Source organism: Comamonas fluminis, from assembly GCF_019186805.1.
Taxonomy (GTDB): domain Bacteria; phylum Pseudomonadota; class Gammaproteobacteria; order Burkholderiales; family Burkholderiaceae_C; genus Comamonas; species Comamonas fluminis.
This window is the reverse complement of sequence record NZ_CP066783.1, coordinates 3,077,487-3,102,917: the sequence shown is the minus strand read 5'-3', so window position 1 is coordinate 3,102,917 and position 25,431 is coordinate 3,077,487. Positions and strand designations below refer to the sequence as shown.

At 59.2% G+C, this 25,431-nt stretch carries 18 protein-coding genes and 1 pseudogene; 13 read left to right on the top strand and 6 right to left on the bottom strand.

Annotated elements, in window-relative coordinates:
- The first annotated feature begins 1 nt into the window (after position 1).
- The 3 genes from folP (at position 2) to ppk1 (ending at position 4,708) form a co-directional block, all read left to right on the top strand.
- On the top strand, positions 2-841 hold the full coding sequence (gene folP, locus JDW18_RS14500; RefSeq protein WP_218240118.1) for a dihydropteroate synthase: 840 nt from the start codon (positions 2-4) through the stop codon (positions 839-841).
- 52 nt (positions 842-893) lie between these two features.
- A complete protein-coding gene (glmM, locus tag JDW18_RS14495) occupies positions 894-2,228 on the top strand; it encodes a phosphoglucosamine mutase (protein WP_218240117.1) in 1,335 nt (444 codons plus the stop codon).
- Between the two features lie 329 nt (positions 2,229-2,557).
- Positions 2,558-4,708: a polyphosphate kinase 1 gene (gene ppk1, locus JDW18_RS14490; protein ID WP_218240116.1), complete on the top strand. Its 2,151-nt coding sequence runs from the start codon at positions 2,558-2,560 to the stop codon at positions 4,706-4,708.
- A 227-nt stretch (positions 4,709-4,935) separates the two neighbouring features.
- On the opposite strand, the gene JDW18_RS14485 is transcribed toward ppk1, so the two are convergent.
- Positions 4,936-6,417, bottom strand: a complete 1,482-nt coding sequence (locus JDW18_RS14485; RefSeq protein WP_218240115.1) for a Ppx/GppA phosphatase family protein — start codon at positions 6,415-6,417, stop codon at positions 4,936-4,938.
- 295 nt (positions 6,418-6,712) lie between these two features.
- Here JDW18_RS14485 and pstS point away from each other — a divergent pair, with 295 nt between their 5' ends.
- The 7 genes from pstS (at position 6,713) to phoR (ending at position 13,562) form a co-directional block, all read left to right on the top strand.
- A complete protein-coding gene (pstS, locus tag JDW18_RS14480) occupies positions 6,713-7,744 on the top strand; it encodes a phosphate ABC transporter substrate-binding protein PstS (protein ID WP_218240114.1) in 1,032 nt (343 codons plus the stop codon).
- Between the two features lie 160 nt (positions 7,745-7,904).
- The gene (gene pstC / locus JDW18_RS14475) at positions 7,905-8,843 is read left to right on the top strand and encodes a phosphate ABC transporter permease PstC (protein WP_218243920.1); all 939 of its coding nucleotides are present in this window, start codon (positions 7,905-7,907) and stop codon (positions 8,841-8,843) included.
- Positions 8,844-8,866: 23 nt separating this feature from the next.
- A complete protein-coding gene (gene pstA / locus JDW18_RS14470) occupies positions 8,867-9,730 on the top strand; it encodes a phosphate ABC transporter permease PstA (protein WP_218243919.1) in 864 nt (287 codons plus the stop codon).
- Positions 9,731-9,747: 17 nt separating this feature from the next.
- Complete coding sequence (gene pstB, locus JDW18_RS14465; RefSeq protein WP_218240113.1) at positions 9,748-10,524, top strand: phosphate ABC transporter ATP-binding protein PstB; 777 nt, start codon at positions 9,748-9,750, stop codon at positions 10,522-10,524.
- Between the two features lie 135 nt (positions 10,525-10,659).
- Positions 10,660-11,361: a phosphate signaling complex protein PhoU gene (gene phoU, locus JDW18_RS14460; protein ID WP_218240112.1), complete on the top strand. Its 702-nt coding sequence runs from the start codon at positions 10,660-10,662 to the stop codon at positions 11,359-11,361.
- Positions 11,362-11,381: 20 nt separating this feature from the next.
- Positions 11,382-12,077 (top strand): phosphate regulon transcriptional regulator PhoB, encoded by a 696-nt coding sequence (gene phoB / locus JDW18_RS14455; RefSeq protein WP_218240111.1) that lies wholly within the window; start codon positions 11,382-11,384, stop codon positions 12,075-12,077.
- A 99-nt stretch (positions 12,078-12,176) separates the two neighbouring features.
- Positions 12,177-13,562: a phosphate regulon sensor histidine kinase PhoR gene (gene phoR, locus JDW18_RS14450; protein WP_218243918.1), complete on the top strand. Its 1,386-nt coding sequence runs from the start codon at positions 12,177-12,179 to the stop codon at positions 13,560-13,562.
- A gap of 19 nt (positions 13,563-13,581) precedes the next feature.
- On the opposite strand, the gene JDW18_RS14445 is transcribed toward phoR, so the two are convergent.
- From JDW18_RS14445 to JDW18_RS14435, 3 genes are all read right to left on the bottom strand, one after another.
- On the bottom strand, positions 13,582-14,940 hold the full coding sequence (locus JDW18_RS14445) for an MATE family efflux transporter (RefSeq protein WP_218240110.1): 1,359 nt from the start codon (positions 14,938-14,940) through the stop codon (positions 13,582-13,584).
- Positions 14,937-16,664 (bottom strand): hypothetical protein, encoded by a 1,728-nt coding sequence (locus tag JDW18_RS14440; RefSeq protein ID WP_218240109.1) that lies wholly within the window; start codon positions 16,662-16,664, stop codon positions 14,937-14,939. The genes JDW18_RS14445 and JDW18_RS14440 overlap by 4 nt, the downstream gene beginning before the upstream one ends.
- A 243-nt stretch (positions 16,665-16,907) precedes the next feature.
- Entirely contained in the window at positions 16,908-17,153 is a 246-nt protein-coding gene (locus tag JDW18_RS14435) for a type B 50S ribosomal protein L31 (RefSeq protein WP_218240108.1), read from the bottom strand.
- 283 nt (positions 17,154-17,436) lie between these two features.
- Between JDW18_RS14435 and JDW18_RS14430 the strand changes: the two are divergent.
- Positions 17,437-17,619, top strand: a pseudogene (locus JDW18_RS14430) (IS5/IS1182 family transposase); the annotation flags it as partial.
- Between the two features lie 83 nt (positions 17,620-17,702).
- Here the strand turns inward: JDW18_RS14430 and rho are convergent.
- Both rho and trxA read right to left on the bottom strand, forming a co-directional pair.
- Complete coding sequence (gene rho / locus JDW18_RS14425) at positions 17,703-18,965, bottom strand: transcription termination factor Rho (protein ID WP_218240107.1); 1,263 nt, start codon at positions 18,963-18,965, stop codon at positions 17,703-17,705.
- 290 nt (positions 18,966-19,255) lie between these two features.
- Complete coding sequence (gene trxA, locus JDW18_RS14420) at positions 19,256-19,585, bottom strand: thioredoxin TrxA (protein WP_158385286.1); 330 nt, start codon at positions 19,583-19,585, stop codon at positions 19,256-19,258.
- A 234-nt stretch (positions 19,586-19,819) separates the two neighbouring features.
- Between trxA and JDW18_RS14415 the strand changes: the two genes are divergently transcribed.
- Both JDW18_RS14415 and JDW18_RS14410 read left to right on the top strand, forming a co-directional pair.
- A complete protein-coding gene (locus JDW18_RS14415; RefSeq protein WP_218240106.1) occupies positions 19,820-21,103 on the top strand; it encodes a TIGR03862 family flavoprotein in 1,284 nt (427 codons plus the stop codon).
- 142 nt (positions 21,104-21,245) lie between these two features.
- On the top strand, positions 21,246-25,343 hold the full coding sequence (locus JDW18_RS14410) for a response regulator (RefSeq protein WP_218240105.1): 4,098 nt from the start codon (positions 21,246-21,248) through the stop codon (positions 25,341-25,343).
- Positions 25,344-25,431 lie beyond the last annotated feature (88 nt).

Below are 25,431 nucleotides of genomic sequence, written 5' to 3'. Positions count from 1 at the left end.
TATGGCACCGCAGTGGCAAACATCACGTTTTTTATTGAGTCTGGAAAAGCCTCTGGTCATGGGCATTGTGAATGTGACACCAGATTCTTTTTCCGACGGTGGAAGGCCTGGAGGACTCTCAGGTGCCATGGCGCATGCAGAGCAGCTTTTGAAAGACGGTGCTCATATCCTAGATATTGGGGGGGAGTCCACGCGCCCGGGCTCTCCGGCAGTTCCCTTGCAGGAAGAGCTGGATCGTGTGATGCCTGTGCTTGCCGAAGCTGTGAAGCTGCAGGTGCCGGTTTCAGTCGACACCTACAAGCCTGAGGTGATGCGTGCAGCTCTGGACCTGGGGGCCGACATCATCAATGACATATGGGCATTACGGCAGCCAGGTGCACATGAAGTTGTAGCAGCGCACGCAAGCTGCGGCGTTTGCCTGATGCACATGCATGCCACGCCGCAGAACATGCACTTGAATCACATGCAAGGCAATGCGGTGGCTGAAGTCCACGATTTTTTGATGCAGGTAACACGGCCCTTGCTGGCCTCTGGTGTTGAGCGTCAGCGCATTGTCTGGGACTACGGCATTGGCTTTGGCAAAAGCGTTGCACAAAATTTTGCCTTGCTTGCACACCAGCAGGGCTTGCTGGAACTAGACTTCCCACTTTTGGCAGGCTGGTCCCGTAAAGGCTCTTTAGGGCAGGTCTCGGGCCTTCCTGTGGATCAGCGAATGATTCCTAGCGTTGCTGCAGCTTTGCTTGCTGTAGAGCGGGGTGCCCGTATTGTGCGGGTGCATGACGTCAAAGAGACGGTGCAGGCTTTGTCAGTTTGGCAGGCCATGCATGACGCCTCCCTCTAAGTCAGGGCATTGCCCGACTGTGTTTGATTGAGAAGAAAAGGATACAGAAGCCATGGCTCGTCAATATTTTGGTACCGACGGTATTCGCGGAACAGTAGGCAAGTCGCCGATTACACCTGATTTCGCATTGCGTCTGGCCCATGCGGTGGGGCGCGTGCTGCGCCGCACGCAGGAGCGTCCGCTGGTGCTGATTGGCAAGGACACCCGTATTTCTGGCTATATGCTGGAGAGCGCGCTGGAGTCGGGCTTTGCGTCTGCTGGCGTTGATGTCATGCTGCTGGGGCCGCTGCCTACTCCTGGCGTGGCTTATCTGACGCGTGCACAGCGGGCTAGCCTGGGTGTGGTGATCAGTGCCAGTCACAATCCTTTTTATGACAATGGCATCAAATTCTTCAGTGCCCAGGGCACGAAGTTGCCAGACTCCTGGGAAGAGGAAGTTGAAGCCGCTTTGCTGGAAGAGCCGTCCTGGGTGGACTCCGCAGGTCTTGGTAAAGCCAGCCGCTTGGAAGATGCAGCGGGGCGCTACATCGAGTTCTGCAAGAGCACGTTTGACCACAAGCTCTCGCTGCGTGGGTTGAAGATTGTGGTGGACGCGGCGCACGGCGCGGCCTATCAGATTGCGCCTAAGGTGTTTCATGAACTGGGTGCCAGCGTCATCGCCATTGGCTGCACACCAGATGGCTTGAACATCAATGAAGGTGTGGGGGCCACGCATCCTGATGCATTGGTACGTGCAGTACGTGCCAACAGTGCAGATTTCGGCGTGGCGCTTGATGGTGATGCCGACCGCCTGCAACTGGTGGATTCCAAGGGGCGTTTGTTCAACGGCGATGAACTGCTGTATCTGATGGCGGCTGATCGATTGGCCCGCAATGAGCCTGTGCCTGGTATTGCAGGTACCCTGATGACCAATATGGCTGTCGAGCAGGCTCTCAAAGCACAGGGCGTGGGCTTTGTGCGTGCGAAAGTTGGTGATCGCTATGTGCTGGAGGCCTTGGCTGCCAATGGCTGGCAACTGGGCGGAGAAAGCTCGGGACACCTGCTGGCCCTGGATAAGCACACCACTGGAGATGGTCTGGTCAGTGCGTTGCAGGTTTTGCAGGCTTGCGTGCGCTCAGGCAAATCTGTGGCCGAGTGGCTGGAACAGGTCAAGTTGTTTCCCCAGGTCATGATTAATGTGCGTCTTCAGCCGGGGCAGGACTGGAAGCAGAACACTCAGCTGCCCCTGATGCAGAAGCAGGTAGAACAAGAGCTGGGCGACAGTGGGCGTGTACTCATTCGTGCCAGTGGTACAGAGCCATTGTTGCGAGTGATGGTGGAAGCTCGTGACGAAGCCACTGCCAGCAACTGCGCAGAGCGCCTGGCCCAAGTGGTCAAGGCAGGCTGATAGGTATTTATTCGACGCGGGCAAGTCATTAAACAGTCATGAGAACGTCATAAATGACGGGCAGACTGTAGGAAAGCCCTTAAAGGGCGCTTCTAGGCTCTCATGCCTTTGATGACATGTCTCAATCTGTTTCGGGTTCGGTTACGTCTCTTCGTGTTTCTGAGGCGCCTGACGCCTCATCTTCATCAGAGCTTTCTGTTAGTTCAAAGTCTGCCTCGGTAGAGGCTGGCCCCGCTTCACTGGGGTTGGCTCGTGACAAAAGCGGCGAAGCGCCAGTGGAAGCGGAGGCCGCTGTCACACCATCGTTAAACCCACAACTGCCTCAAGCCATGGAGCCTGCCAGTCGCAAAGCACCAGTTGCCAAAGCTGCACCACGGCGCAGGGCTGCGGCCAAAGCCCCTGTGGCTAAAGCTGCTCCGCCTGCGCCACCAGCATCAGAGCTGGAGTTGCTGGACCGTGACAACAGCATTCTTGCGTTCAACGAACGGGTGCTGAGCTGGGCAGAGCGCGAGGATGTTCCTTTGCTGGAGCGCTTGCGCTACCTCTGCATTGTCTCGTCCAACCTGGATGAATGGTTTGAGGTGCGCAGCGCCCCCCATGTCTCAGCGGCGATTGCGGGGGATGAAAAAGGCATCTACACCCGCAGCAGCTATGAGTCGCTGATGACCACGGCCCACGCGCTGGTGGCTCATCAGTATCAGCTCTACAACCACTCCATCATTCCGGCATTCACCAAGCATGCGATCCGGCTGGTTTCGCACGGTGAGCGCAATGCCACCCAGCGCAAATGGGTGCGTGAGTTCTTTCTGCGCGAGGTTCAGCCACTGCTGATGCCCGTGGGGCTGGATCCCTCTCATCCATTCCCGCAGGTTGCCAACAAGGCGCTGAATTTCATCGTTCGCCTCAATGGCGTAGATGCGTTTGGCCGCTCCAACGAAGTGGCAATTGTCAAAGTGCCACGTGCGCTGCCGCGGCTGATTCGATTGCCAGAGAAAATCTCCGGCAAGCAGCGCCTGTTTGTCAGTATCTCCAGCGTGGTGCGAGCCCATCTGGCAGAGCTGTTCCCAGAGCGTGAAGTGGCTGAGTTCTCGCAGTTTCGCGTGACGCGCAATTCCGATCTGGCGGTTGACGAAGATGATCTGGTCGATTTGCGCATGGCGCTGCGCCAGGGACTCAACCATCGCCATTACGGTCAGGCCGTGCGACTGGAGGTTTCCTCCTCGTGCTCGCCCATGCTGTCGGACCTGCTGCTGGAGCAATATGGCCTGCCGCCAGAAGCGCTTTTCCGGGTTAAAGGGCCGGTGAATCTGGTGCGCCAGATGCAGCTGATTGATCTGGTGGATGACCCGGCTTTGCTGTTTCCCAAGTGGAAGCCCGCATGGCCTGCGCAGCTCACGCCGGGGCGCTCCATCATGGCGCAGATGCGCAAGAACGACATCATCATCCATCAGCCCTTCGAGAGCTTTGATGCGGTGCTGGAGTTGCTGCGCGAAGCGGTGAATGACCCGCAGGTTCTGGCCATCAAGCAGACGATTTATCGCACGGGCTCCGACTCTGAAATCATGCGGCTGCTGGCCGAAGCGGTAGGGCGGGGCAAGGAAGTGCTGGCAGTGCTGGAGCTCAAGGCGCGCTTTGACGAAGAAGCCAATATCAACTGGGCCGAGAAGCTGGAGTCTCTGGGCGTGCAGGTGGTGTACGGTGTGGTGGGGCTCAAAACCCATGCCAAGATGCTGCTGATAACGCGCCGCGAGAAGCGCACCAACCAGCTCAAGCGTTATGCGCACCTGTCCACTGGCAACTACAACGTGCGCAGCGCACGTCTGTACACGGACATTAGCCAGCTCACTTGCGATGCCGAAATCACGGCGGATATGGATGCGGTGTTCCGTCACCTTTCCAGCCACAACGCCATGCCCAAGCTGGAAAAGCTGGTGATGGCCCCCTTTCATCTGCAAAACCGCATGCTGGAGCTGATTGCTCAGGTGGGTGATGCGGCGGCCAGGGGCGAGCGTGCACGCATGGTCATCAAGATGAATGCGCTGACTGATGAGCCACTGATTCGCGCTCTGGTGGATGCTGGGCGCAAGGGCGCGGAGATCGATCTGATCGTGCGTGGCGCCTGCATGTTGCCCGCGCAGCGCCCGGGCTTGACGGACAACATTCGCGTGCGCTCCATCATCGGGCGCTTTCTGGAGCACTCCCGCGTCTTCTACTTTGCCTGGGGCAAGGAGGAAGAGTTGCTGCTGTCCAGTGCTGACTGGATGAGCCGCAATATGGTGCGCCGTGTGGAGCTGGCCTGGCCGGTGATTGACAAAAAGCTGCGCCAGCGTGTGATTGACGAATGTCTGGTCGCCTACCTGGGCGATGAGCGTGATGCATGGACGCTGGAAGCGTCAGGCACCTATCAGAAGCCCAAGCGTGTGGCGGATGGCACAGGCGCCCAGCGAGCCTTGATGGACCGCTACGGCCGCGGGCGCTGATGGGGCACTCAGGACGTGCCTTACTGCTTATTTTGGGTGAGCTGCTTGCGTATGTTCTGGGTGGATATCTGAAAGAAAAGCATGAAAAGCTGCCTGCAGCTACGCGCTGGCAGCTATCAGTTGCATAGCAATATCAATAAGCTCAAATGAAAAGGGACTGCATGGCAGTCCCTTTTTGCTGAGATTTGAGCGACCCGCGTTGGCAGGTCAGCGTGGCTGCTGCTGTTTCAGCGCAATTGCAGCTTCAAGCTCCAGGGGGTTTTGCTCCAGGCCAGCGCTTCTTCTTCCAGCAGCCGCGCTGACTGGGGGTAGTTCTGCATCCAGCCTTGTGGCGTGCTCAGTTTGCATTCCATGCCTGCGCGCTTGAGCTGCAAATCTGCCACATCAGGCTCGCGCCGTGTGTGGCACAGCTGCACAGCAATGCGCAGTGCCATCAGCGGCAGGGCCAGATCAGGCTCTTCAATGGCGTCTTCCAGCTTGCGCAGCTTGCCCTGATGACCCAGCACCAGCTGCGTGATGCGCTGGCGCAGGGCAGGGTCCCAGGTGGCCATGCCACAGTGCTCGGTGATATAGGCGCCGTGACGGTGGTAATTGCTCAGTGCCACGCGCATGCCAATTTCATGCAGCTGGGCTGCAATGTTCAGTGACTGGCTGCAGCTTTCAGGGGCAATGTCCGGGCGAATCCTCTGCCACAGCTCGCTGGCAATGCGCGATACGCGCAGCGCATGGGATGTGTCCACACCAAAGTCCTGCTGCAGGGCCTCGATTTCGGCCAGCTCTTTGTCGGCAGGCGGTTCATGGTCCAGCAGGTCATGCAGCACGCCCTGGCGCAAGGCGCCTTGCGCCACTTCCAGCTCGTTGATGCCCAGCAGCTCCACCACGGCCAGCATGACGCTGATACCGCCGGCCACCACAGGGCGGCGGTCTTCCTTGAGGCCGGGAATGCGAAGCTTGTCTACATGACCGATTTCCAGCAACTGTGCCTGCAGGTGGCGCAGTTTGGCCAGTGTGATGACCTTGCCATCCATGCCCTGTGCGCTTAGCGCATCCCCCACTGCGTTGGCGGTGCCCGAAGAGGCATAGGCGCAGTCCCAGGCTGTGCCCGGGTAGGCAAACTGGGCCTGCGCCAATGCCTGCTTGGCTGCGGCGATGGCCTGGGCGAAGTTGGATTTGCTCAGTGCGCCATCGGCAAAGAACTGGCTGCTCCAGGAAACGCTGCCCAGGGCAAATGAGGCCAATTGCTGGGTGTGACTTTGCTGGCCAATGATGATTTCGGTAGAGCGTCCGCCAATGTCGATCACCAGGCGACGTTGCTGGCTGGGTGGCAAAGAGCTGGAAACGCCGCGATAGATCAGCCGCGCTTCTTCTTCGCCAGCAATGACTTCGATGGGAAAGCCCAGCAGTTCGCTGCCGCGGCGCACAAATTCATCGGCATTGCAGGCTTCACGCAGTGTCTGTGTTGCCACGGCGCGCACATGGGCCGGTGCAAAGCCGGTGAGGCGCTCGCCAAAGCGGGCCAGGCATTCCCAGCCGCGCTGCATGGCTTCCAGAGAGAGCTCGTGGCGGTGGTTGAGCCCATTGCCCTGGCGCACGGTTTCCTTGAGGTATTCCACGCGCTCTATGCGCTGATGTGAGCCGACACGGCCGATTTCCAGACGGAAGCTGTTGGAGCCAAGATCAACGGCAGCAAGCAAAGATTCGGGAGCCATTCAAAAAGCTTTTCGGGGAGGAGTATTTTTGAAAATATGCAACAGCTGGGCTGAGGCAGTTGTGAGCGTCTGCTTGAAACCTCATGGCGCTCGGGTATTTGAGCCGTTTTCTGTAGTGCAGCAAGGCTGCAGCACACAGTGGGCGGTCAGTCTGTAGTCGTTATATGTCAGCAGTATGACGAGAAAAAATAGGCGAGATGACAAATTAAATGACGGAAATGTTTGTGTCACAACGCTGTCATAAATGGTTTTTACAGTCCACCCATCGAATCTTCCAACCCTTAAAGGTCGTTTCATGAAGTTGTCTCTGATTCACGTTCTGGTGGCTACCGCTCTGTCTGCTGCCGGTATGGCACACGCAAGCCAGGAAGCCACTGGCGCTGGTGCGAGCTTCCCCGCCCCTTTGTACTCCAAGTGGGCCGCTGACTACCACAAGGCTACCGGCGTCAAAATCAACTACCAATCCGTGGGCTCCAGCGCTGGCGTCAAGCAGATTGAAGCCAAGACCGTGGACTTCGGTGCTTCCGATGAGCCTCTGAAAGACGACGAACTGGCCAAGAAGGGCCTGGTGCAGTTCCCCACCGTGATCGGCGGCATTGTGCCCGTGGTCAACATCAAGGGCGTGGCTCCTGGTCAGCTGAAGCTGTCAGGCCAGGTTCTGGGTGACATCTATCTGGGCAAGATCACCAAGTGGAATGATGCAGCCATCACAGCGCTGAACCCCGGTGTGGCACTGCCTGACGCAACAATCGCTCCCGTGCGCCGCGCTGATGGCTCTGGCACCACTTTTGGTTTCACCAACTACCTCTCCAAGGTGAATGCCGAGTGGAAGGAAAAAGTGGGTGAGGGCAAGGCTGTGAACTGGCCCACAGGCGCCGGCGGCAAGGGTAACGAAGGCGTGGCCGCTTTCGTGGGCCGTCTGCCTAACTCCATCGGTTATGTGGAGTACGCCTATGTCAAGCAAAACAAGCTGACATTCGCACAGCTGCAGAACAAGGATGGCGCTTACGTCTCTCCTGATGACGAAACCTTCAAGGCCGCTGCTGCTGGTGCTGACTGGGCCAAGAGCTTCTATCAGATCCTGACCAACCAGCCTGGCAAGAACGCCTGGCCCATCACCTCGGCAACCTTCATCCTGATGCACAAGAGCCAGGACAAGCCTGCTCAGGCCACTGCTTCGCTGAAGTTCTTTGACTGGGCTTACAAGCAAGGCGACAAGACTGCTGCAGATCTGGACTACGTGCCCATGCCTGACGCTGTCAAGAACGTGATCTACAAGTCCTGGGGTGAAATCAAGGACACCGCTGGCAAAGCTGTTTCCCACTAATTGGTAAGTAACAGGGTGCCGTGCCGGACGGCACCCTGGTCACTTCGTTCAACCCTTTGCGAATAAAGGCGCTCACGTGTCCACTACGTCGCCCTCCAGTTCGCTGGCAGCCTCCAACGATGCCGCCAAGCGACGCTCTCCTTCTCCGCCACGTGCCCCGATGATCTCGGGCCGTCTGGCGGATCGTTTGTTTGGTGGCCTGGCTCGCAGTGCAGCGGTTTTGACGCTGGCGCTGCTCGTGGCCATCATGGTCTCGCTGATTTTTGGTGCCTGGCCTGCCATCACTGAGTACGGTCTGGGCTTTCTGACCAGCAGCGTCTGGGATCCTGTGCAGGATCAGTACGGCGGTCTGGTCATGATTTACGGCACGCTGGCTACATCGGCCATCGCGCTCATCATTGCAGTGCCTGTGAGCTTTGGCATTGCCCTGTTTCTGACGGAACTCTCGCCAGCCTGGCTCAAGCGCCCTCTGGGCACTGCCATTGAATTGCTGGCCGCCGTTCCTTCCATTGTTTATGGCATGTGGGGCCTGATGGTGTTCGGCCCTGTGCTGGCCACCTATGTTCAGCAGCCTTTGCAGAACCTGCTGACGGGCGTGCCTTACCTGGGGGCGTTTGTCTCCGGTCCTCCCGTGGGTATCGGTATCCTGTCTGCCGGCATCATCCTGGCCATCATGATCATCCCGTTCATTGCTTCGGTGATGCGCGATGTGTTTGAAGTGACCCCGGCGCTGCTCAAGGAATCGGCCTACGGTCTGGGTTCCACCACCTGGGAAGTCGTCTGGAAAGTGGTTCTGCCTTATACCAAGACGGGTGTGCTGGGTGGGGTCATGCTGGGTCTGGGCCGCGCGCTGGGTGAAACCATGGCGGTGACCTTTGTGATCGGCAATATGAACCAGCTCAATTCGCTGTCCGTGTTCGAGGCTGCCAACAGCATCACATCTGCGCTGGCGAACGAATTTGCCGAAGCGGGCGAAGGCCTGCACCAGGCATCGCTGATTTACCTGGGCCTGGTTCTGTTCTTCATCACCTTTGTGGTGCTGGCAATGTCCAAGGTATTGCTCAACCGCCTGCAAAAGAACGAGGGAGCACGTTCGTGAACTCGACCTCTACTTCTACCAAGATGCTCAATGCTGCGGATCTGGCGGCTGTGCGCCAGGCTAAATACAACAAGCGCAAGCGCCTCAACCAGGTTGCCCTGACCCTGTCCATGGCCGCCATGGTGTTTGGCGTGTTCTGGCTGGTGTGGATTCTGTGGGAAACCATTCGCCAGGGCGTGGGTGGACTGAACTTCGCGCTGTTCTCGCAGATGACTCCGCCGCCCAACGAAGAGGGCGGTATTGCCAATGCGATCTGGGGCTCGCTGATGATGGTGGCACTGGCCACGTTTGTCGGCACGCCCATCGGCATCATGGCTGGCGTGTATCTGGCCGAATATGACAAGCGCGGCTGGCTGGCTTCCGTCACCCGCTTTGTCAACGACATTCTGCTGTCGGCGCCATCCATCGTCATCGGCCTGTTTGTCTACACCGTGGTGGTGGTGCGCTTCAAAAGCTTTTCGGGCATGGCTGGCGTGATTGCACTGGCGCTGATCGTGATTCCCGTGGTCATTCGCACCACGGAAAACATGCTGGTGCTGGTGCCTGCCAGCCTGCGTGAAGCGGCTTACGCACTGGGCACGCCCAAGTGGAAAGTCATCACCATGGTGACCTTGCGCGCTGCACGCGCTGGTGTGATTACCGGTGTGCTGCTGGCGGTGGCCCGTATCGCCGGTGAAACTGCTCCGCTGCTGTTTACTGCGCTGAACAATCAGTTCTGGAATGCGGACATGACCAAGCCCATGGCAAGTCTGCCCGTGACCATCTTCAAATTTGCAATGAGCCCATATGAGAACTGGCAGCAACTGGCCTGGGCCGGTGTGTTCCTGATCACCGTGGCTGTGCTGGGCCTGAATATTCTGGCTCGCTTCATCACTCGCCAAAAGTAATTCGAGAGTTCAAGACCATGACTGCAACCACTGTTTCTGCCAACTCCAAGTTGTCCGTGCGTGACCTGAACTTCTATTACGGCAAGTTCCACGCACTCAAGAACATCAACCTCGACATTCCCGAAAAAAAGGTTACGGCCTTTATCGGCCCATCGGGCTGTGGCAAGTCCACGCTGCTGCGCACTTTCAACCGCATGTTCGAGCTCTATCCCGAGCAGCGCGCTGAAGGCCAGATTCTGCTGGACGGCGAAAACCTGCTGACCAGCAAGCAGGATGTGGCGCTGATCCGTGCCAAGGTGGGCATGGTGTTTCAGAAGCCCACGCCATTCCCCATGTCCATCTACGACAACATCGCCTTTGGCGTGAAGCTGTTCGAGAACCTGAACTCTTCCGATATGGACGACCGCGTGGAGTGGGCGCTGCGCAAGGCGGCTCTGTGGAATGAAGTCAAGGACAAGCTCAACCAGACGGGCTCCGGCCTGTCCGGCGGCCAGCAGCAGCGTCTGTGCATTGCGCGCGGCATTGCCATCAAGCCTGAAGTTCTGCTGCTGGACGAGCCTTGCTCGGCACTGGATCCGATCTCGACTTCCAAGATCGAAGAGCTGATTGCTGAACTCAAGGACGAATACACCGTGGTCATCGTGACCCACAACATGCAGCAGGCCGCGCGTTGCAGCGATTACACCGCTTACATGTATCTGGGCGATCTGATGGAATTCGGTGAAACTGAAAAAATGTTCTTCAAGCCCGAGCGCAAGGAAACCGAGGACTACATCACAGGCAGGTTTGGCTAAACCTCCCTGAGCCGCTGCGCGGCTTCCCCTGAAAGGGGGCGACAGCCTTTGCTGCGGGCGGCCCTTGCTGGCTGTCTCGCACCCAGGTTGTGTGGGGCAAGTGTCAGGTCCTGAATCATCGAGAAAGAAAAAGCAATGACAGAAAAACATCTCTCCAGCCAGTTCGATACTGAACTCAACCGTGTTTCTGCCCGCGTGATGGAGCTGGGTGGCCTGGTCGAGTCGCAGATTCGCAATGCCGTTTACTCGCTCACCAGCTTCAGCCGCGAGGCTGTGGATGAGGTGGTGGCGACGGAAAATCGTGTCAATGCCATGGAAGTGGAGATTGACCACGAGCTTTCCTCCATCATCGCCCGTCGTCAGCCCACAGCGCGTGACCTGCGCTTGCTGATCGCCTTCTCCAAGGCAACGGCCAACCTAGAGCGCATGGGCGACGAGGCCTGCAAGATGGCCCGCATGGTCAAGTCCATCATTGAAAGCGGCGCAGCCCGCTCTCTGCCCAGCGGTGAGCTGCGCGTGGCTGCGCAAATGGCCTCCGAGCTGCTGCGCAAGACGCTGGATGCATTTGCCCGCCTGGACACCAAGGCGGCTGTTGCCATCCTCAAGGAAGACGATCTGATCGATGACGAGTTTGACGGCTTTGTACGCAAGCTCATCACCTACATGATGGAAGACCCGCGCACCATCTCGGCCAGCCTGGACTTGCTATTCTTGGCCAAGGCCATCGAGCGTATTGGCGACCATTCCAAGAACGTGGCCGAGCTGATCATCTATCTGGTTGAAGGCAAGGATGTGCGTCACCAGACCATGGCAGATATTGAATCTGCCGTGCTGTAAGCAGAGGAGGCATTCCAGGGATGAAGAAGATGCCCATGGTCCTCATCGTGGAGGACGAACCCGCGATTGCAGAGTTGATTGCGGTCAATCTGAGGCATAACGGTTTTCAGCCCGTCTGGGCAGAGGACGGTGTTTCTGCGCAGCGTGAGCTGGATGCAGTCTTGCCCGAGGTGATTTTGCTGGACTGGATGCTGCCGGGCGCCAGTGGCCTGACTCTGGCGCGCAAATGGCGCGCAGACAGCCGCACCAAGGCGGTTCCCATTCTGATGCTGACAGCACGCGGTGATGAACCCGATAAGGTGGCTGGCTTGGATGCGGGTGCTGACGACTACATCACCAAGCCGTTTTCCACGCAGGAGCTGCTGGCGCGCATTCGCGCCGTGCTGCGTCGCCGCGCACCCGAGCAGGTGCAGGACAAGGTCAGCATTGGCGAGCTGGTGCTGGACGCAGCAGCCCACCGCGTGAGCTGGCAGGGTGATCTGCTCAAGATCGGCCCCACCGAGTTCAAGCTGCTTAACTATCTGATGAAGCACCCCGAGCGTGTGCACAGCCGTGCCCAGTTGCTGGACAAGGTCTGGGGCGACCATGTGTTCATCGAAGAGCGCACTGTCGATGTGCACGTCAAGCGTTTGCGGGAATCTCTGGGCGTCGCTGGCACGCTGATTGAAACCGTGCGCGGTGCAGGCTATCGCTTCAGCGCCCAGGCGCTGGCCTGATCGGCCAGTCAGCGCAGCTCCTGCCATGTCCCGGCCTGCACATGCCGGGGTTGCATAAAAATCACAAGAAAGTTCGATATGGGGTGGCGTGGATTTCGTTTGCTGGCCTCTCAGATAGCAGCAGCGCTGGTGGTGTGGGCGGTGTGGAGCTATGCGATCCATCCGGAGGCAGGTGCTGCGCCGCAGTGCTTGGCCGCGGCGCTGGGGGCCTTGCTTGGCGGCTGGATCTGGTGGCTGGTTGATAGCTGGAATGGCGCACGTTTGCTGAGCTGGCTGCGTCAGTCCAGTCTGGATGGTGCCCCTGATCTGTCCGGCATCTGGGGTGAAGCCAGCGTGCGCATGCGCCGCTGGATTCGTCAGACCGTCCAGCAAGCCCAGCAGGGCGATCAGCGGCTCAACGATATCTTGTCGGCACTGCAGGCCAGCCCGAATGGTGTGGTGCTGCTGGATGCGCAAGGCCGTATCGAGTGGTGCAACCAGATCTCTGCGCGGCAGTTCGGTTTTGATGCGGAGCGCGATGTTCTGCAAAGCATTGGCAATCTGGTGCGCGACCCGCAGTTCAGTGCCTATTTTGCGGCGCAGGATTTCACGCATGACCTGGTCATGGCTGGCCGTGAAAGCACGGCCTCGCGTCCCGTCAAACTGTCGGTGCAGCTGTACGGTTATGGCGAAGGACGCAAGCTGCTGCTGGCCCGCGATGTGACGGCGGTGGAGCAGGCCGAGGCCATGCGCCGCGACTTTGTGGCCAATGTTTCGCACGAAATTCGCACGCCTTTGACGGTGCTGGCGGGCTTTGTGGAAACGCTGCAGACCCTGCCTCTGGAGGTGGATGAGCGCAAACGCTATCTGGAGCTGATGTCACAGCAGGCCGAGCGCATGCAGCATCTGGTGGAGGACTTGCTCACACTGTCCCGTCTGGAGGGCAGTCCACCCCCCAGCAATACGGACTGGATGTCGGTGGCGCAACTGCTCAAGCGCTGCGAGAACGAGGCGCGTGGCCTGTCGGTGACGCTGACGCGCAAGCAGGGCAAGCCACATGCCTTGCATTTTCCGGATGAGGCATCTCTGGCCCAGGCGGGTGAAGTGGCTGGTGCTAGTGCCGAGCTGCACAGTGCATTTTCGAATCTGCTGGCCAATGCCATGCGCTACACCCCGGCGGGTGGGCGCATTGATGTGAGCTGGCAGCGCCTGCCAGATGGCTCGGCCCGCTTTGCCGTCAAGGATTCAGGCCTGGGCATTGACCCCAAGCATGTGGCGCGACTGACGGAACGCTTTTACCGCGTGGACCGCAGCCGCTCTCGCGATACCGGTGGTACCGGGCTGGGGCTGGCCATCGTCAAGCATGTGCTGCAGCGCCATGGTGCGGTGCTCAGCATTCAAAGCGAGCAGGGTCAGGGCTCGGAGTTTGCAGTGACGCTGCCCGCAAACCGTGTTCGTGCCGCCGCTGCAGTGCCTGCGCTGCAGTCTACGGCAGCGCAGCCTTGAAGTGGTGTGATGGGGCGGTTCAGGCCTGCTCAGAAGCGGGCCTGATGACCTTGAACAAAATGGCGCTGAAGGCCAGAGCCGTCACAAACAGGGCTGCAGTGCTGCAGACCCAGAAAGGCATGGGCGTGGCCTGCCAGTCATGCCAGCTGGCAGGGGCTTGCCACACATAAGCCAGCGCATAGCCCAGGCCCAGCCCGCCGCCCCACAGCAGCACGCTGTAGATGATCAGCGGCGCGACGGTGATGCGGTAGCTGCGCAGCACAAAGATGCAGTAGGTCTGCACAGAGTCGGCCACATGGTAGGTGGCCACGCAGATCAGCAGCCATGAACCCATTGCCATGACCCGGGGCGAGTCGGTGTAGATATCGACAATCAGTTTGCGCGCTATGAAAAGCGTAGCTGCTACCGCACATCCCATTAGCGCTGAGAGCTTGAAACACTGAAAAATCAACTGCCGTGCCTGTGCTTCGTCACCCGCGCCGCGCCAGTAACTGACGCGGGCGCTGGCCGCAATGGCCAGAGACAGTGGAAACATATAGGCAATGGCGGCGAGATTGGCGGCAATCTGGTGGCTGGCCGAGGACAGCGAGCCCTGGCGTGCCACATACAGCGCCATCAGCGTGAAGGAGGTGACTTCCACCAGAATCGCCAGACCGGCAGGAATGCCCAGTTTGCAGAAGCGGGCCAGCATGGCGGTATCTGGCCGCTCCATGCGCGTCCACAGCGCCAGTGGCGCGTAAAGGTCCTGATGGCGCACCAGCCACAGCGCCACGCCAAACATGGTGTAGTTGACAACCAGCGTTGCCAGCGCGCAGCCCACGGCGCCCATGGGGTTCAGGCCCAGGCCACCAAAGGTGAACCAGATGGACAGCGGTATCTTGATGAGCAGCGATATGACCTGCAGCCAGGTGACCAGCTTGGGATGGCCCAGAGCCTGATTGAGTGCGCTGTAGATGCGAAACAGCAGCGAGGGCGGCAGCGCCCAGGCCAGCACATACAGATAGCGTTTGACTTCCTGCTGCATCTCGGGGGGCACGTCTGTCCAGCGCAGTAAGGCGTCGGGCATCATCAGCACGGACATGCCCAGTGCGCAGGCCAGCAGGCACAGATACATGGACTGGCGCAGGGAGTAGCCGATGGCCTGTGGCTGGCCGGCACCGCGCTGCTCGGACCACAGCGGCAGCAGGGCCTGGAAAATACCCATCAGCGAGGCATAGACGCTAACGAAGATGGCAGAGCCCACGGAGAGTGCAGCCACGGCATCCTGCGAATAGCGGCTGGCCACGATGGTGTCGGTCGTGCCAAAGGCCATGACCGCCAGCTGGCCGGCCAGTACCGTGACGGCATGGCGGCCTATGTGCTGTAGCTCGGCCTTCATGGCTTGTCAGTTGCGCCGCTGCGCTGCAGCAGGATCAGCACTTCCTTTTTGCCCGACAGACGGGTGATGCGCGAGACCTCACGCCAGCCCTGGCGCAGCTTCTGATTGTGGTCGCCAGCCCAGCGGTCTGCATCGACCAGTGCCCAGTTGCAGCGGCCAGGCGGGCTGTGGCGCAGCAGGGCGGTGTCTGTATTTGTGTAGTAGCGCACAGCGGCGATCTGAGCGCGGCCCAAGCCGTAGGTCAGCATGCAACCGCTGGCGTGGTTTTGCTGCATGTTCTGAGCCAGCTGCTGCATCTGAAATTCATAGCTGCGGGCATGGTCCAGCGGCGCCATCCAGAGGGTGGACAGCAGCACCCAGCCCAGGGTTGCACCGCTTGCGGGCAGCACCAGGCTTTTCCAGATGGCTGCGCGGTTGCGCGAGGTGCGCCAGGCCACCAGCACAAACCACCCTGCAGTGGCAAGCAGTGCCACGATGACAACTGGCCAGGAAACGCTTGCTTCAAATTGAGGAGCAAGTCGCGCAATATTGGCAGCGATTTTGGGCGGATATCCTGTCTGAAATGCCAGCCATACCACCCAGATGACGATTGCCCCGGCGGTGAAGAAGAGCAGGGTGAACCAGTCAATCAGCGCGCTGATGCTGCGGCGGAAGGTGGGCAGCGCAAAAGCGGCCAGTGTTGCAATGGCTGGCAGGCCCAGCAGCAGGGCGCGGTCTGCTGGCAGGCTGCTCAGGCAGGCAATGACAGGCAGCAAGGCAAAGAGCAGGGCAATGCTCAGATGCGGATAGTGGGTGGGTGCGGCGATCTGGCGGCGCCAGACCCAGACAGTCCAAAGTGCCAGCGGCCATGCGGGCCAGCAAAACCACAGCAGCATCTGCAGCAGCTCGCCGCTGTCCTTGGTGGAGTCCACCAGATGCCAGCTCCACTGATCCAGAGCGGTGGTCAGTGCAGCGCCAATGATTGTCGCTATCAGCCACGCGCCAGCCCACATGCGAGCTTGCTGGTGCACGCGGCCTGCGTTGTCGCCCCAGTTGCGCTGGGTAAAGACGATCAGGCTTGTGGCAACGCCAAACATCACCGACATGGTGGGCGCGCCACTCAGGCTCATGCCCAGCAGGCCGAAGACCATGGCTGTGGCGGCCTTGTAGGGGTGGTAGGCCATGGCGGCCGCCGCAAAAAACAGCAGCGCCGTGCAGCCTAGCTGGGTGACATAGCTGGTGATTTCATGAGAGGGCTGGGCCAGACCCAGACAGGCGACCAGTGCCAGCAGGGCAGCGTCTGCCATGGCGCGGGAATAGTCCACCAGATGGGCTTCACCGCCAAAGGCGAAGGCCACAGGCTGGGCGCCCGGTGTGCGAGCCAGGTAATAGGCGCCCCACCAGGTGGCGGCCAGCGTCAGCACCAGCAGTGCGATGAAGGGAATGCGCGCAGCCATTTCCGGGCCGATCAGCCAGCCCAGCGCCTGCAGTGAAATAGCGCCCAGCCAGTAAGGCAGCAGGCCATCCATGCTGGGGGCCAACCCTGACAGCTGCGGTGCCAGCCAGGAGGTATGGCCCAGCACCATTTCGCGCATATAGCCAAATGCCTCCATGTCGTTGGCCCGCCAGGGGCCGCGCATGACAAAGCCCGGCACCACATAGGCCAGGCAAAGTAAAAGCAATGCCCAGCGCGGCAGTCGGCGCACGGCACTCTGGGCAACGATGGCGGGGGTGGGTTGATTCACGCAAACAATCCTGAGGGGCTTCGCTGGCCAGTCGCAGCCAGATCAAGCGGTAGCGCTTTCTGTGCAAGCGCAAGATGCTCCGATGATAGGAGCATTGGGAGGCAAAAGGGAGAGGGCATGCAGAGAGTCTGCGGCTGGCCCGTGCTCTTGATGCTCTAAGCCCGCTCATATCCAGGGATAAAACGACGGGCAAAAAAAAGGCAGCACGGTCGCCCGGCTGCCCTTGTTCGCAAAAAGCAGGAATTACTTCTTGCCGAAGCGATTGCGGAACTTCTCCACGCGGCCGCCCATGTTGTCCACCGACTTTTGTGTGCCAGTGTAGAAGGGGTGCGATTCAGAAGTGGTATCCAGCTTGAACAGAGGGTAGTCCTTGCCTTCGAAGTTTTCGGTTTCCTTGGTGGAAACGCAAGAACGTGTCACGAACTTGAAGCCGTTGGACATGTCCACGAACAGAACTTCGCGGTAGTTAGGGTGAATGCCTTCTTTCATGATCTTCCTTTTTGGTCAAGTGCGGTAGCCGTGCCGGGCCTGCTACAACCCTTGTAGCAGTCGTGAACCAAGCGTACTTTCCGCAATAGAAAAAGCCCTCCATTATTGCATAGATGGAGGTGCATGTGTTTTTCCGTCAGGCCATGCTGCCCAGTGTCTTGCGAAAACGTGCCAGAGAGCCAGAACAGCAGGGCGCCGATGATGGCCAGCCACAGAAATGGCTTCCAGACGGTTTCAAGGCTACGGGCGTTGCTGCTAAATCGTTGTTCAGCCAGCGGTGGGCTTGGAACATGAGTCAGCTCTGCAAGCCCGTTACCGCACCACCAACGGGAAGCAGTACAAGGCAGTGCTTCCAGCTCGCGGCTCGTTGTCCATTTGGCTAGACAAGCGCATGACGTGGTTGGCGGCTGCTAGCGGCCAACGCGTGCGAAGCCTGAAGTTCTCCGATGCAGCGATCCGGTTCTGTTGGCCGCTCTTAATCAATCAAAGTGCCAGGGCCAGAAACAACAAAGCCCCTGAACGGGGCTTTGCTGGGAGAGCTGCAGTGGCTTAGCCGCCGCGACGCATCATGTCGAAGAATTCGACATTGTTCTTGGTGGCCTTCATGTTCTTGATCATGAGTTCCATGGTCTCGATCTCGTCCATGTTGTACATGAACTGGCGCAGGATGCGGGTCTTTTGCAGAATCTCTGGCGAGAGCAGCAATTCTTCACGACGGGTGCCACTCTTGTTGAGTTCGATGGCAGGGAACACGCGCTTTTCATAGAGGCGACGGTTCAGGTGCAGTTCGCTGTTGCCTGTGCCCTTGAATTCTTCAAAGATCACTTCGTCCATGCGGCTACCGGTATCGACCAGTGCTGTGGCAATGATGGTCAGCGAGCCGCCTTCTTCCACATTGCGGGCTGCGCCAAAGAAGCGCTTGGGGCGTTGCAGAGCGTTGGAGTCCACACCGCCAGACAGCACCTTGCCCGACGAAGGCACGACGTTGTTGTAGGCGCGGGCCAGACGGGTAATGGAGTCCAGCAGGATGACCACGTCCTTGCCCAGTTCGACCAGACGCTTGGCGCGCTCGATCACCATTTCGGCCACGTGAACGTGGCGGGTGGCTGGCTCGTCGAAGGTGGAGGCAATGATTTCGCCCTTCACGGAGCGCTGCATTTCCGTCACTTCTTCAGGGCGCTCGTCCACCAGCAGCACCATCAGGTGCACATCGGGGTAGTTGGCCGTGATGGCGTGGGCAATGCTTTGCATCATCATGGTCTTGCCGCTCTTGGGAGGGGCAACAATCAGCGCGCGCTGGCCGCGGCCAATGGGGGCGATGATGTCGATGATGCGGCCGGTGATGTTCTCTTCACCCTTGATGTCGCGTTCTAGGCGCATCTGCTGCTTGGGGAACAGCGGGGTCAGGTTTTCGAACAGCACCTTGTGCTTGTTCTGCTCGGGTGGGTTGCCGTTGACTTTGTCGAGCTTGGTCAGGGCAAAGTAGCGCTCGCCATCCTTGGGGATGCGCACTTCGCCTTCGATCATGTCGCCGGTGTGCAGATTGAAGCGACGAACCTGGCTGGGGGAGATGTAGATGTCGTCCGTGCTGGCGGTGTAGCTGGTGTCGGGGCTACGCAGAAAGCCAAAACCATCGGGCAGGATTTCGAGCACGCCATCGGCAAAGACCTGTTCACCGGCCTTTGCACGCTTTTTGATGATGGCGAACATCAGTTCCTGCTTGCGCATGCGACCGACGTTTTCGATCTCAAGCGCTTCGGCCTGCTTCAAGACTTCAGACACGTGCAGTGCCTTGAGTTCATTAAGGTGCATGAAATAACTCCAAGTGTGGAGTGAGGAATAACCAGAGGGGGAGGCGTAGGGCCTAACGAAACACTGTGAAAGTGGGCAGGCTTGCCTGAAGAAAATTCAGCGCGGCTACTGCGGCAGCCGGCGATTTGTACATTATGACAGGAAAATCAGTGCGGACTGCAAGGATTTTTTGAGGGCGAGCCCTCGGTGTTCACCGTGTTCTGCGAACGCCTGAGAAAACAGAGCGCAATGTGTGCTTGCGGCTCAAAAAGAACAAGGCCTGAAAGAGGCCTTGTCATGAAGCATGTGCTTTAGATGTGCTGGTCCAGGAAAGCGGACAGCTGGGTCTTGTTCAGCGCACCCACCTTGGTGGCGGCCAGTTGACCATCCTTGAACAGCATCAGTGTAGGAATGCCGCGAATGCCGAACTTGGCAGGGATTTCACGGTTTTCGTCCACGTTCATCTTGGCGATCTGCACCTTGCCTTTGTAGCTTTCGGCAGTCTCGTCCAGGATGGGGGCAATCATCTTGCAGGGGCCGCACCATTCAGCCCAGTAGTCCACGAGAACCGTGGTGCCGGGTTGCAGTACGTCAGATTCAAAGCTTGCATCAGTGATGTGCTTGATCAATTCGCTAGCCATTTGTAGTCCTGGATTTTCTTGAGTCAAAAATCAAAAGAGCGGTGAAATATCCGCCTTGTGAATTTCATTGTGACAGAAACTCATCTCCCGCTGTGCTGTGTGGGCGGTTGTTTGCTGCTATGGCGGCAATAGTGCCAGTCTTATCGCCGAAATAGGGGCGGTGGTATTCTGCGCAGCCTTTGGCGGCAGGAAGTTGAATATCGGCCGCCGCATGTTGAATGGATATAGAGAACTATGAATGTTTCGGAGCCTGTGGCGACCGATGAGGTGCTGAGCTGTGATGTGGCGGTGGTGGGTGCAGGTCCCGCCGGTTTGATGGTGGCCGAGCAACTGGCGCAATCGGGTCTGTCTGTGCATGTGTTTGAGGCCAAGGCTTCGCCAGCGCGCAAGTTCCTGATGGCTGGCAAGGGCGGGCTCAACCTCACCCACTCGGAAGACTTTGCCCATTTTGTGACCCGGTATGGGGCACGCAGCGCCCAGCTGGAGCCTTTGCTGCGCCACTGGGGCAGTGATGCCTTGCGCGAGTGGGTCAAGGGCCTGGGGTTCGATACCTTTGTGGGAACCTCGGGGCGTGTGTTCCCTGCTGATATGAAGGCGGCTCCCTTGCTGCGCGGATGGCTGGCCCGTATCAAGGCGCAAGGTGTTGTATTTCATATGCGCCACCGCTGGCTGGGTTGGGGTGATGATTCGTTGCCTGTTTTTCAGCGTGAGCAGTCGCAGTTGAAAGTGCAGTGCAGGGTGCTGGTGCTGGCCACGGGCGGCGGCAGCTGGGCCAGGCTGGGCTCGGATGGAGCCTGGTTCCCCTGGCTGCAGCAGCGCGGTGTGGATATGGCGGCGCTTCAGCCGTCTAACTGCGGCTTTGATGTGGGCTGGGCCGATGGGCGAGAAGCAGGCTGGAGTGCGGTGTTCAGCCAGCGCTTTGCCGGGCAGCCGTTCAAGTCAGTCGTGCTGCGCCATGCCGATGAATCTGGCACGGTGTTTGAACGCCAAGGCGAATTCGTGGCCACCGAAACAGGGGTTGAAGGTAGCCTGATCTATGCAGTCTCGGCCTTGCTGCGTGAGCGTATTGCCAAGGCGGGCAGTGCGCAGTTTGAGCTGGACTTGCTGCCGCAGTGGAGTGCCGAGCGTGTGGAGCAGGAAGTGTTGCGCCCCCGCGGCTCGCGCAGCCTAAGCAGTCATTTGAAGGGGCGCCTGGGTCTTGATGGCATCAAGGCGGGGCTTTTGTATGAGGTGCTGGGCAAGGATGGCATGGCGGATTTGCCACGTCTGGCGCGCACCATCAAGGCTGTTCCCGTTACGGTGACTGCGCCGCGCCCCATGGATGAGGCCATCAGCACTGCTGGCGGCGTGCGCTTTGAAGCGCTGGACGCCAATGGTATGTGCACCGCCTTGCCCGGCGTGTTTTGCGCCGGCGAGATGCTGGACTGGGAGGCACCGACCGGTGGCTATCTGCTCACGGCCTGCCTGTCCTCGGGGGTACATGCGGCGCAAGGCGTTCACCGCTATCTGCGTGGTTGATGGTTTGTGTATTGAAGTGGGTTTTCTGATAGTGAATCTGCATTGACTCCCTGGGTGCACCTGCACCCAGAACGGGTATTCTTGATTGGAGTCAGTACATAACAGGCAGTGCCGCCGCTGCCCATATCAGAGGGACGCCTTCATGCCCAAGCGCATGCTTGATTTGTTGAGACAGCCATCGCTCAGACTGACCATCATTGGCATCGTCTTGCTGGTGCTGGTGCCGACGCTGGGCGTGGTCATGGCGACGCTGTTCAACACCAGCAAGTCCTTCAACGAAGCCAGCACCCGTCAGTTGCTGGAGACGGCGCGCACGGTGGCACGCTCTACGGCTAATGAGCTGGAACTGACCTCCAGCGTCCTGCTCAACCTTGCGGAACTGCACTCCGCTGGCGAGCAGCTGGAGCACAGAGGCGCGTCCAGTTTTGCCAATGGGCGTTATGAGCTGTATGAAGTCAGTGGCAAGCAGGGAAGCTGGCAGTTTGTGGGCGGCGGCCCTGAAGAGCAGGTCGTCAAAGATCTGACGATTGCTGCTGCGCAGAGCGGGCGGCCTCAGGTGTCCAATATTATTGAAAGCGCAGGCAAGGCTGGCGGGCTGCAAGTCGTGCTTGCGGTGCCCGAGATCAGTGGCAGCGCTCGGGTGCGGGTGGCCACGTTGATCACTTCGCCTGCAGACCTGATTCATTCTCTGTCCAAGCACAGCGAAAACAATCTTTCGGTGATCCTGGCTGTGACTGATGGAAGCGGCCGGATCATGGGGCGCTCTGTGGATGGTCAGCGCTTCATTGGCAAGCCCGTGCCGGACTGGAAGGCGCTCAAGCAACTGGGCAGCGAGAGCGGCTCTTTCAAGGCGCAGACTCTGGAGGGCAAGCAGATCATGTTTGCGTTTCAGGCGATTGCTGGAACACCAGGCTGGGTAGCAGTGGTTGGGGAAAGCGCCTCCAGTTTCGATCAGCGCTGGCGCCAGCCCATGATGGTCATGCTGATTACATCGACTGCGACCATTCTTTGTGCGCTGCTGCTGGCTATTTGGCTGGTGCAGCGGGCGCTGCGCCCCATTCGGCACCTGGCCGACAGAGCGCAGCGCATTGCCACCGGGCACGCCGCTGCAGAGCAGAGCATTGATGACGATGTTCCTCCGTCATTCATTGCGGAGTTTGAGGCATTGCGCGTCAGCCTCGACAAGGCTGACAAGGTGCTTCACAAGAGCCTGGAAGAAAGCCGCAGTGCGGCGCGACTGGCGCAGGAAAACAACGAGGTGCTGCGTGCGGCAGAGCGTCAGGCCAAGCTGGGGCACTGGTCGCTGGATGTCAAGACGGGTGTTCTGACTTCTTCTGAAATGCTGTCCACCTTGTATGGCATTGAAGCCGAACCTGACGGCATTCCTTTGCACACGCTGGGCACCCGGCTGCTGCCGGAAAGCGCCCAGAGAATCGAAGCAGCCGTCGAAAACTGTGTGGCGACCGGCGTGCCTTACGCCATGGAGGTTGAGCACTTGCGCGTAGATGGCAGCACTTTTTCTGCCTATGTGCGCGCCAACCCTGTGTTTGATGATCATGGGGAAGTTGTCAAGATCATTGGTGTGCTGCAGGACATCAGTGAGCGCAAGGAGCAGCGTGATCGCCTGATTGCGCTGGCCGACAATCTGCCATCCGGTGTGATCTTCAGAATGGAGCGGGATTCACGGCGCTACCTGAGTCTGACCTTTCTGAGCGCGGGGCTGGAAAAATTGACCGGACTTTCGGCCAGCGAAGTCCTGCTCAATCCGCGCAAGCTGATTGCGGCGTTGCCTGCAGAAAGCGTGCAGCATCTGATGCAGTTGCTGCGCTATGCGGATCGCCCAGGGGAAGTGCTGGACGAAGTTTTCCCCTTGCACATCACCTCGGGGGCGGTCATCTGGATTCACTGCCGCGCTGCGCTGCGCTATATGCGCGGTGGCGGCGTTGTGTGGGATGGCATTGCCCGCGATGTGACGACAGAGCGCGAGGTGGCAGACGCCTTGCGTGCCGCCAAGGATTCGGCCGAATCAGCAGAGCGTGCCAAGAGCGATTTTCTGGCCACCATGAGCCATGAAATTCGCACGCCCATGAATTCCGTCATTGGCATGGCGCGGCTGGCGATGCGAACGAATCTGGACCCTAGGCAGCGCAACTATCTGGAAAAGATCAATGAATCTGCCAATGTGCTGCTGGGCATCATCAATGACATTCTGGATTTCTCGAAGATCGAAGCTGGCGGGCTGACGCTGGAGGGGATTCCGTTCCGGCTGGAATCTGTGCTGGAGACCGTGTCTTCCGTGACCGCTTTGCGGGCCGAAGAAAAAGGGCTTGAGATTACCTACGCCGTGGCGCCAGAAACGCCAGCGGTTATCAAGGGCGACTCGCTGCGGCTGGGGCAGGTCATTACCAATTTGCTGGGCAATGCCATCAAGTTCACGGAGCATGGTGATGTGGTGGTTTCCGTCAGCCCTGTCTGGGATGAGCAGGGGCTGAGCCGCAAGCTGCTGTTCTCCATTCGCGACACAGGCATTGGCATGAGCGCGGACCAGATTCAGAGCCTGTTCAGCCCATTTGCACAGGCGCAGACCGATATTTCGCGCCGCTATGGCGGCACGGGCCTGGGGCTGGCTATCTCCAAGCGGCTGGTTGAGCTGATGGGGGGCGAGATCTGGGTGGAGAGCGAAGTGGGGCTGGGCAGCACGTTTTTCTTCACCATCCTCATCGAAGAGGTTGCGGTTGAATCGGCGGAGCACCATGTTCGCAATCAGGTTGCCGTCAATTTGCGCGGCAGGCGCATTCTGATCTGCGACGACAGCGCCAGCGCAAGACAGGCGCTGACCGATATGGTGGAAGGCTTTGGCATGCAGACCACGGTGGTTGCCAGCGGCCAGGATGCCTTGCGCGTGCTGCGTATTGAAACCAGCCGTGGCCGCCCGTTCGATGTGGTGCTGCTGGACTGGCGCATGCCCGTCATGGACGGGGTGGAAACCGCGCGCCACATCAAGTCGGATGCGCAGCTGGAACATATGCCCGCCGTCCTCATGGTCACCGCCTACGGGCAGGAGGCGATGATGCAGGCCTCTTCGGATATCGGTCTGCAGGGGGTGCTGCTCAAGCCCGTCACCCAGTCGGTGCTGTTCAATACCTTGCTCAATGTGTTCTGCCGCCCCGTATCGGCAGGGGATCTTCCCGTCAAGTCATCGTCGGCCTATGTGCCCAGCGATTTAACCGCCTATGCCGCGCTGCAAGGCAAGCGGGTATTGGTGGCCGATGACAACGCGCTGAACCGCGAGGTGGCCACGGACTTTCTGGAGTACGTGGGGGTGCAGGTGGTCACCGCGGTTGATGGCCGTGATGCCATCCGCCAGCTGCAAAACCACGAAGTCGATGCCGTGCTCATGGACATTCACATGCCCGAGATGAACGGCCTGGAAGCCACGCGTGAAATACGTCGGCATGCCCGCTGGCTGCAGCTGCCCATCATTGCGCTGACTGCCCAGACCCGCAGCGAAGACCAGTTGCTCAGCCGTGAGGCGGGCATGAACGGCCACCTGACCAAGCCGATTGAGGAAGTGGCTCTCTACTCCACCCTGATGCAGTGGTGCGTGGACAAGAGCAAGGTGGTCGCAGATGAAAGCCCAAGGCGCACGGTTGACGAAGCACCCACAGACGCCGCCATCTTCTCCCGCCTGTCTTCATCTCCCCAGCGCAAGGCGAATTTGCTGCGCGGTTTTCTGGATGATTTCAACAACCTGCCGCAAGACTATCGGGATTTGCTGCGTCGGGGCGCTTTGCCGGAGCTGGGAGAGCTGGTGCACCGCATCAAAGGTAGCGCAGGGTACCTGGATTCCGAACAGCTATGCCGCGTGGCCGATGTGATTGAGCGTGCTGCCCGCAATGCAAATATCGAAGTGGTGCAAGACCTGTCCGAAGAGTTTTTGCGTTTGGTGAAAGATTGTCTGGACCGTGTTGACCAGGGGCTGCGGATGCTGGTCAGCCAGACTGCTGCGCCTGAACCTGGCCCGGCGCAGGCTGAGCTATTGCAAGATCTGCTTCAGCGTGCTTTGCCGCTGGTGAAAAGTGGCGACTTTGAAGCCAAGGCCTTGCTGGAAGCGCTGGTGCGTGACACGGCAAATACCGACCATAGCCAGCTGGCGCAGCAGGCGCTGGATGCGTTTGATGATCTGGAGATCGAGCAGGCAGCAGAGCTGCTGATGCAATTGCGCAGTCGCCTGGGCTGATGTGCAACAGGGTCGCGAAAGCGGCCTGTGCCAGCCTGAGCGATTGGAATGATTTCTTTTGGGGGAGCCTTTGGTGGAAGACATGGCT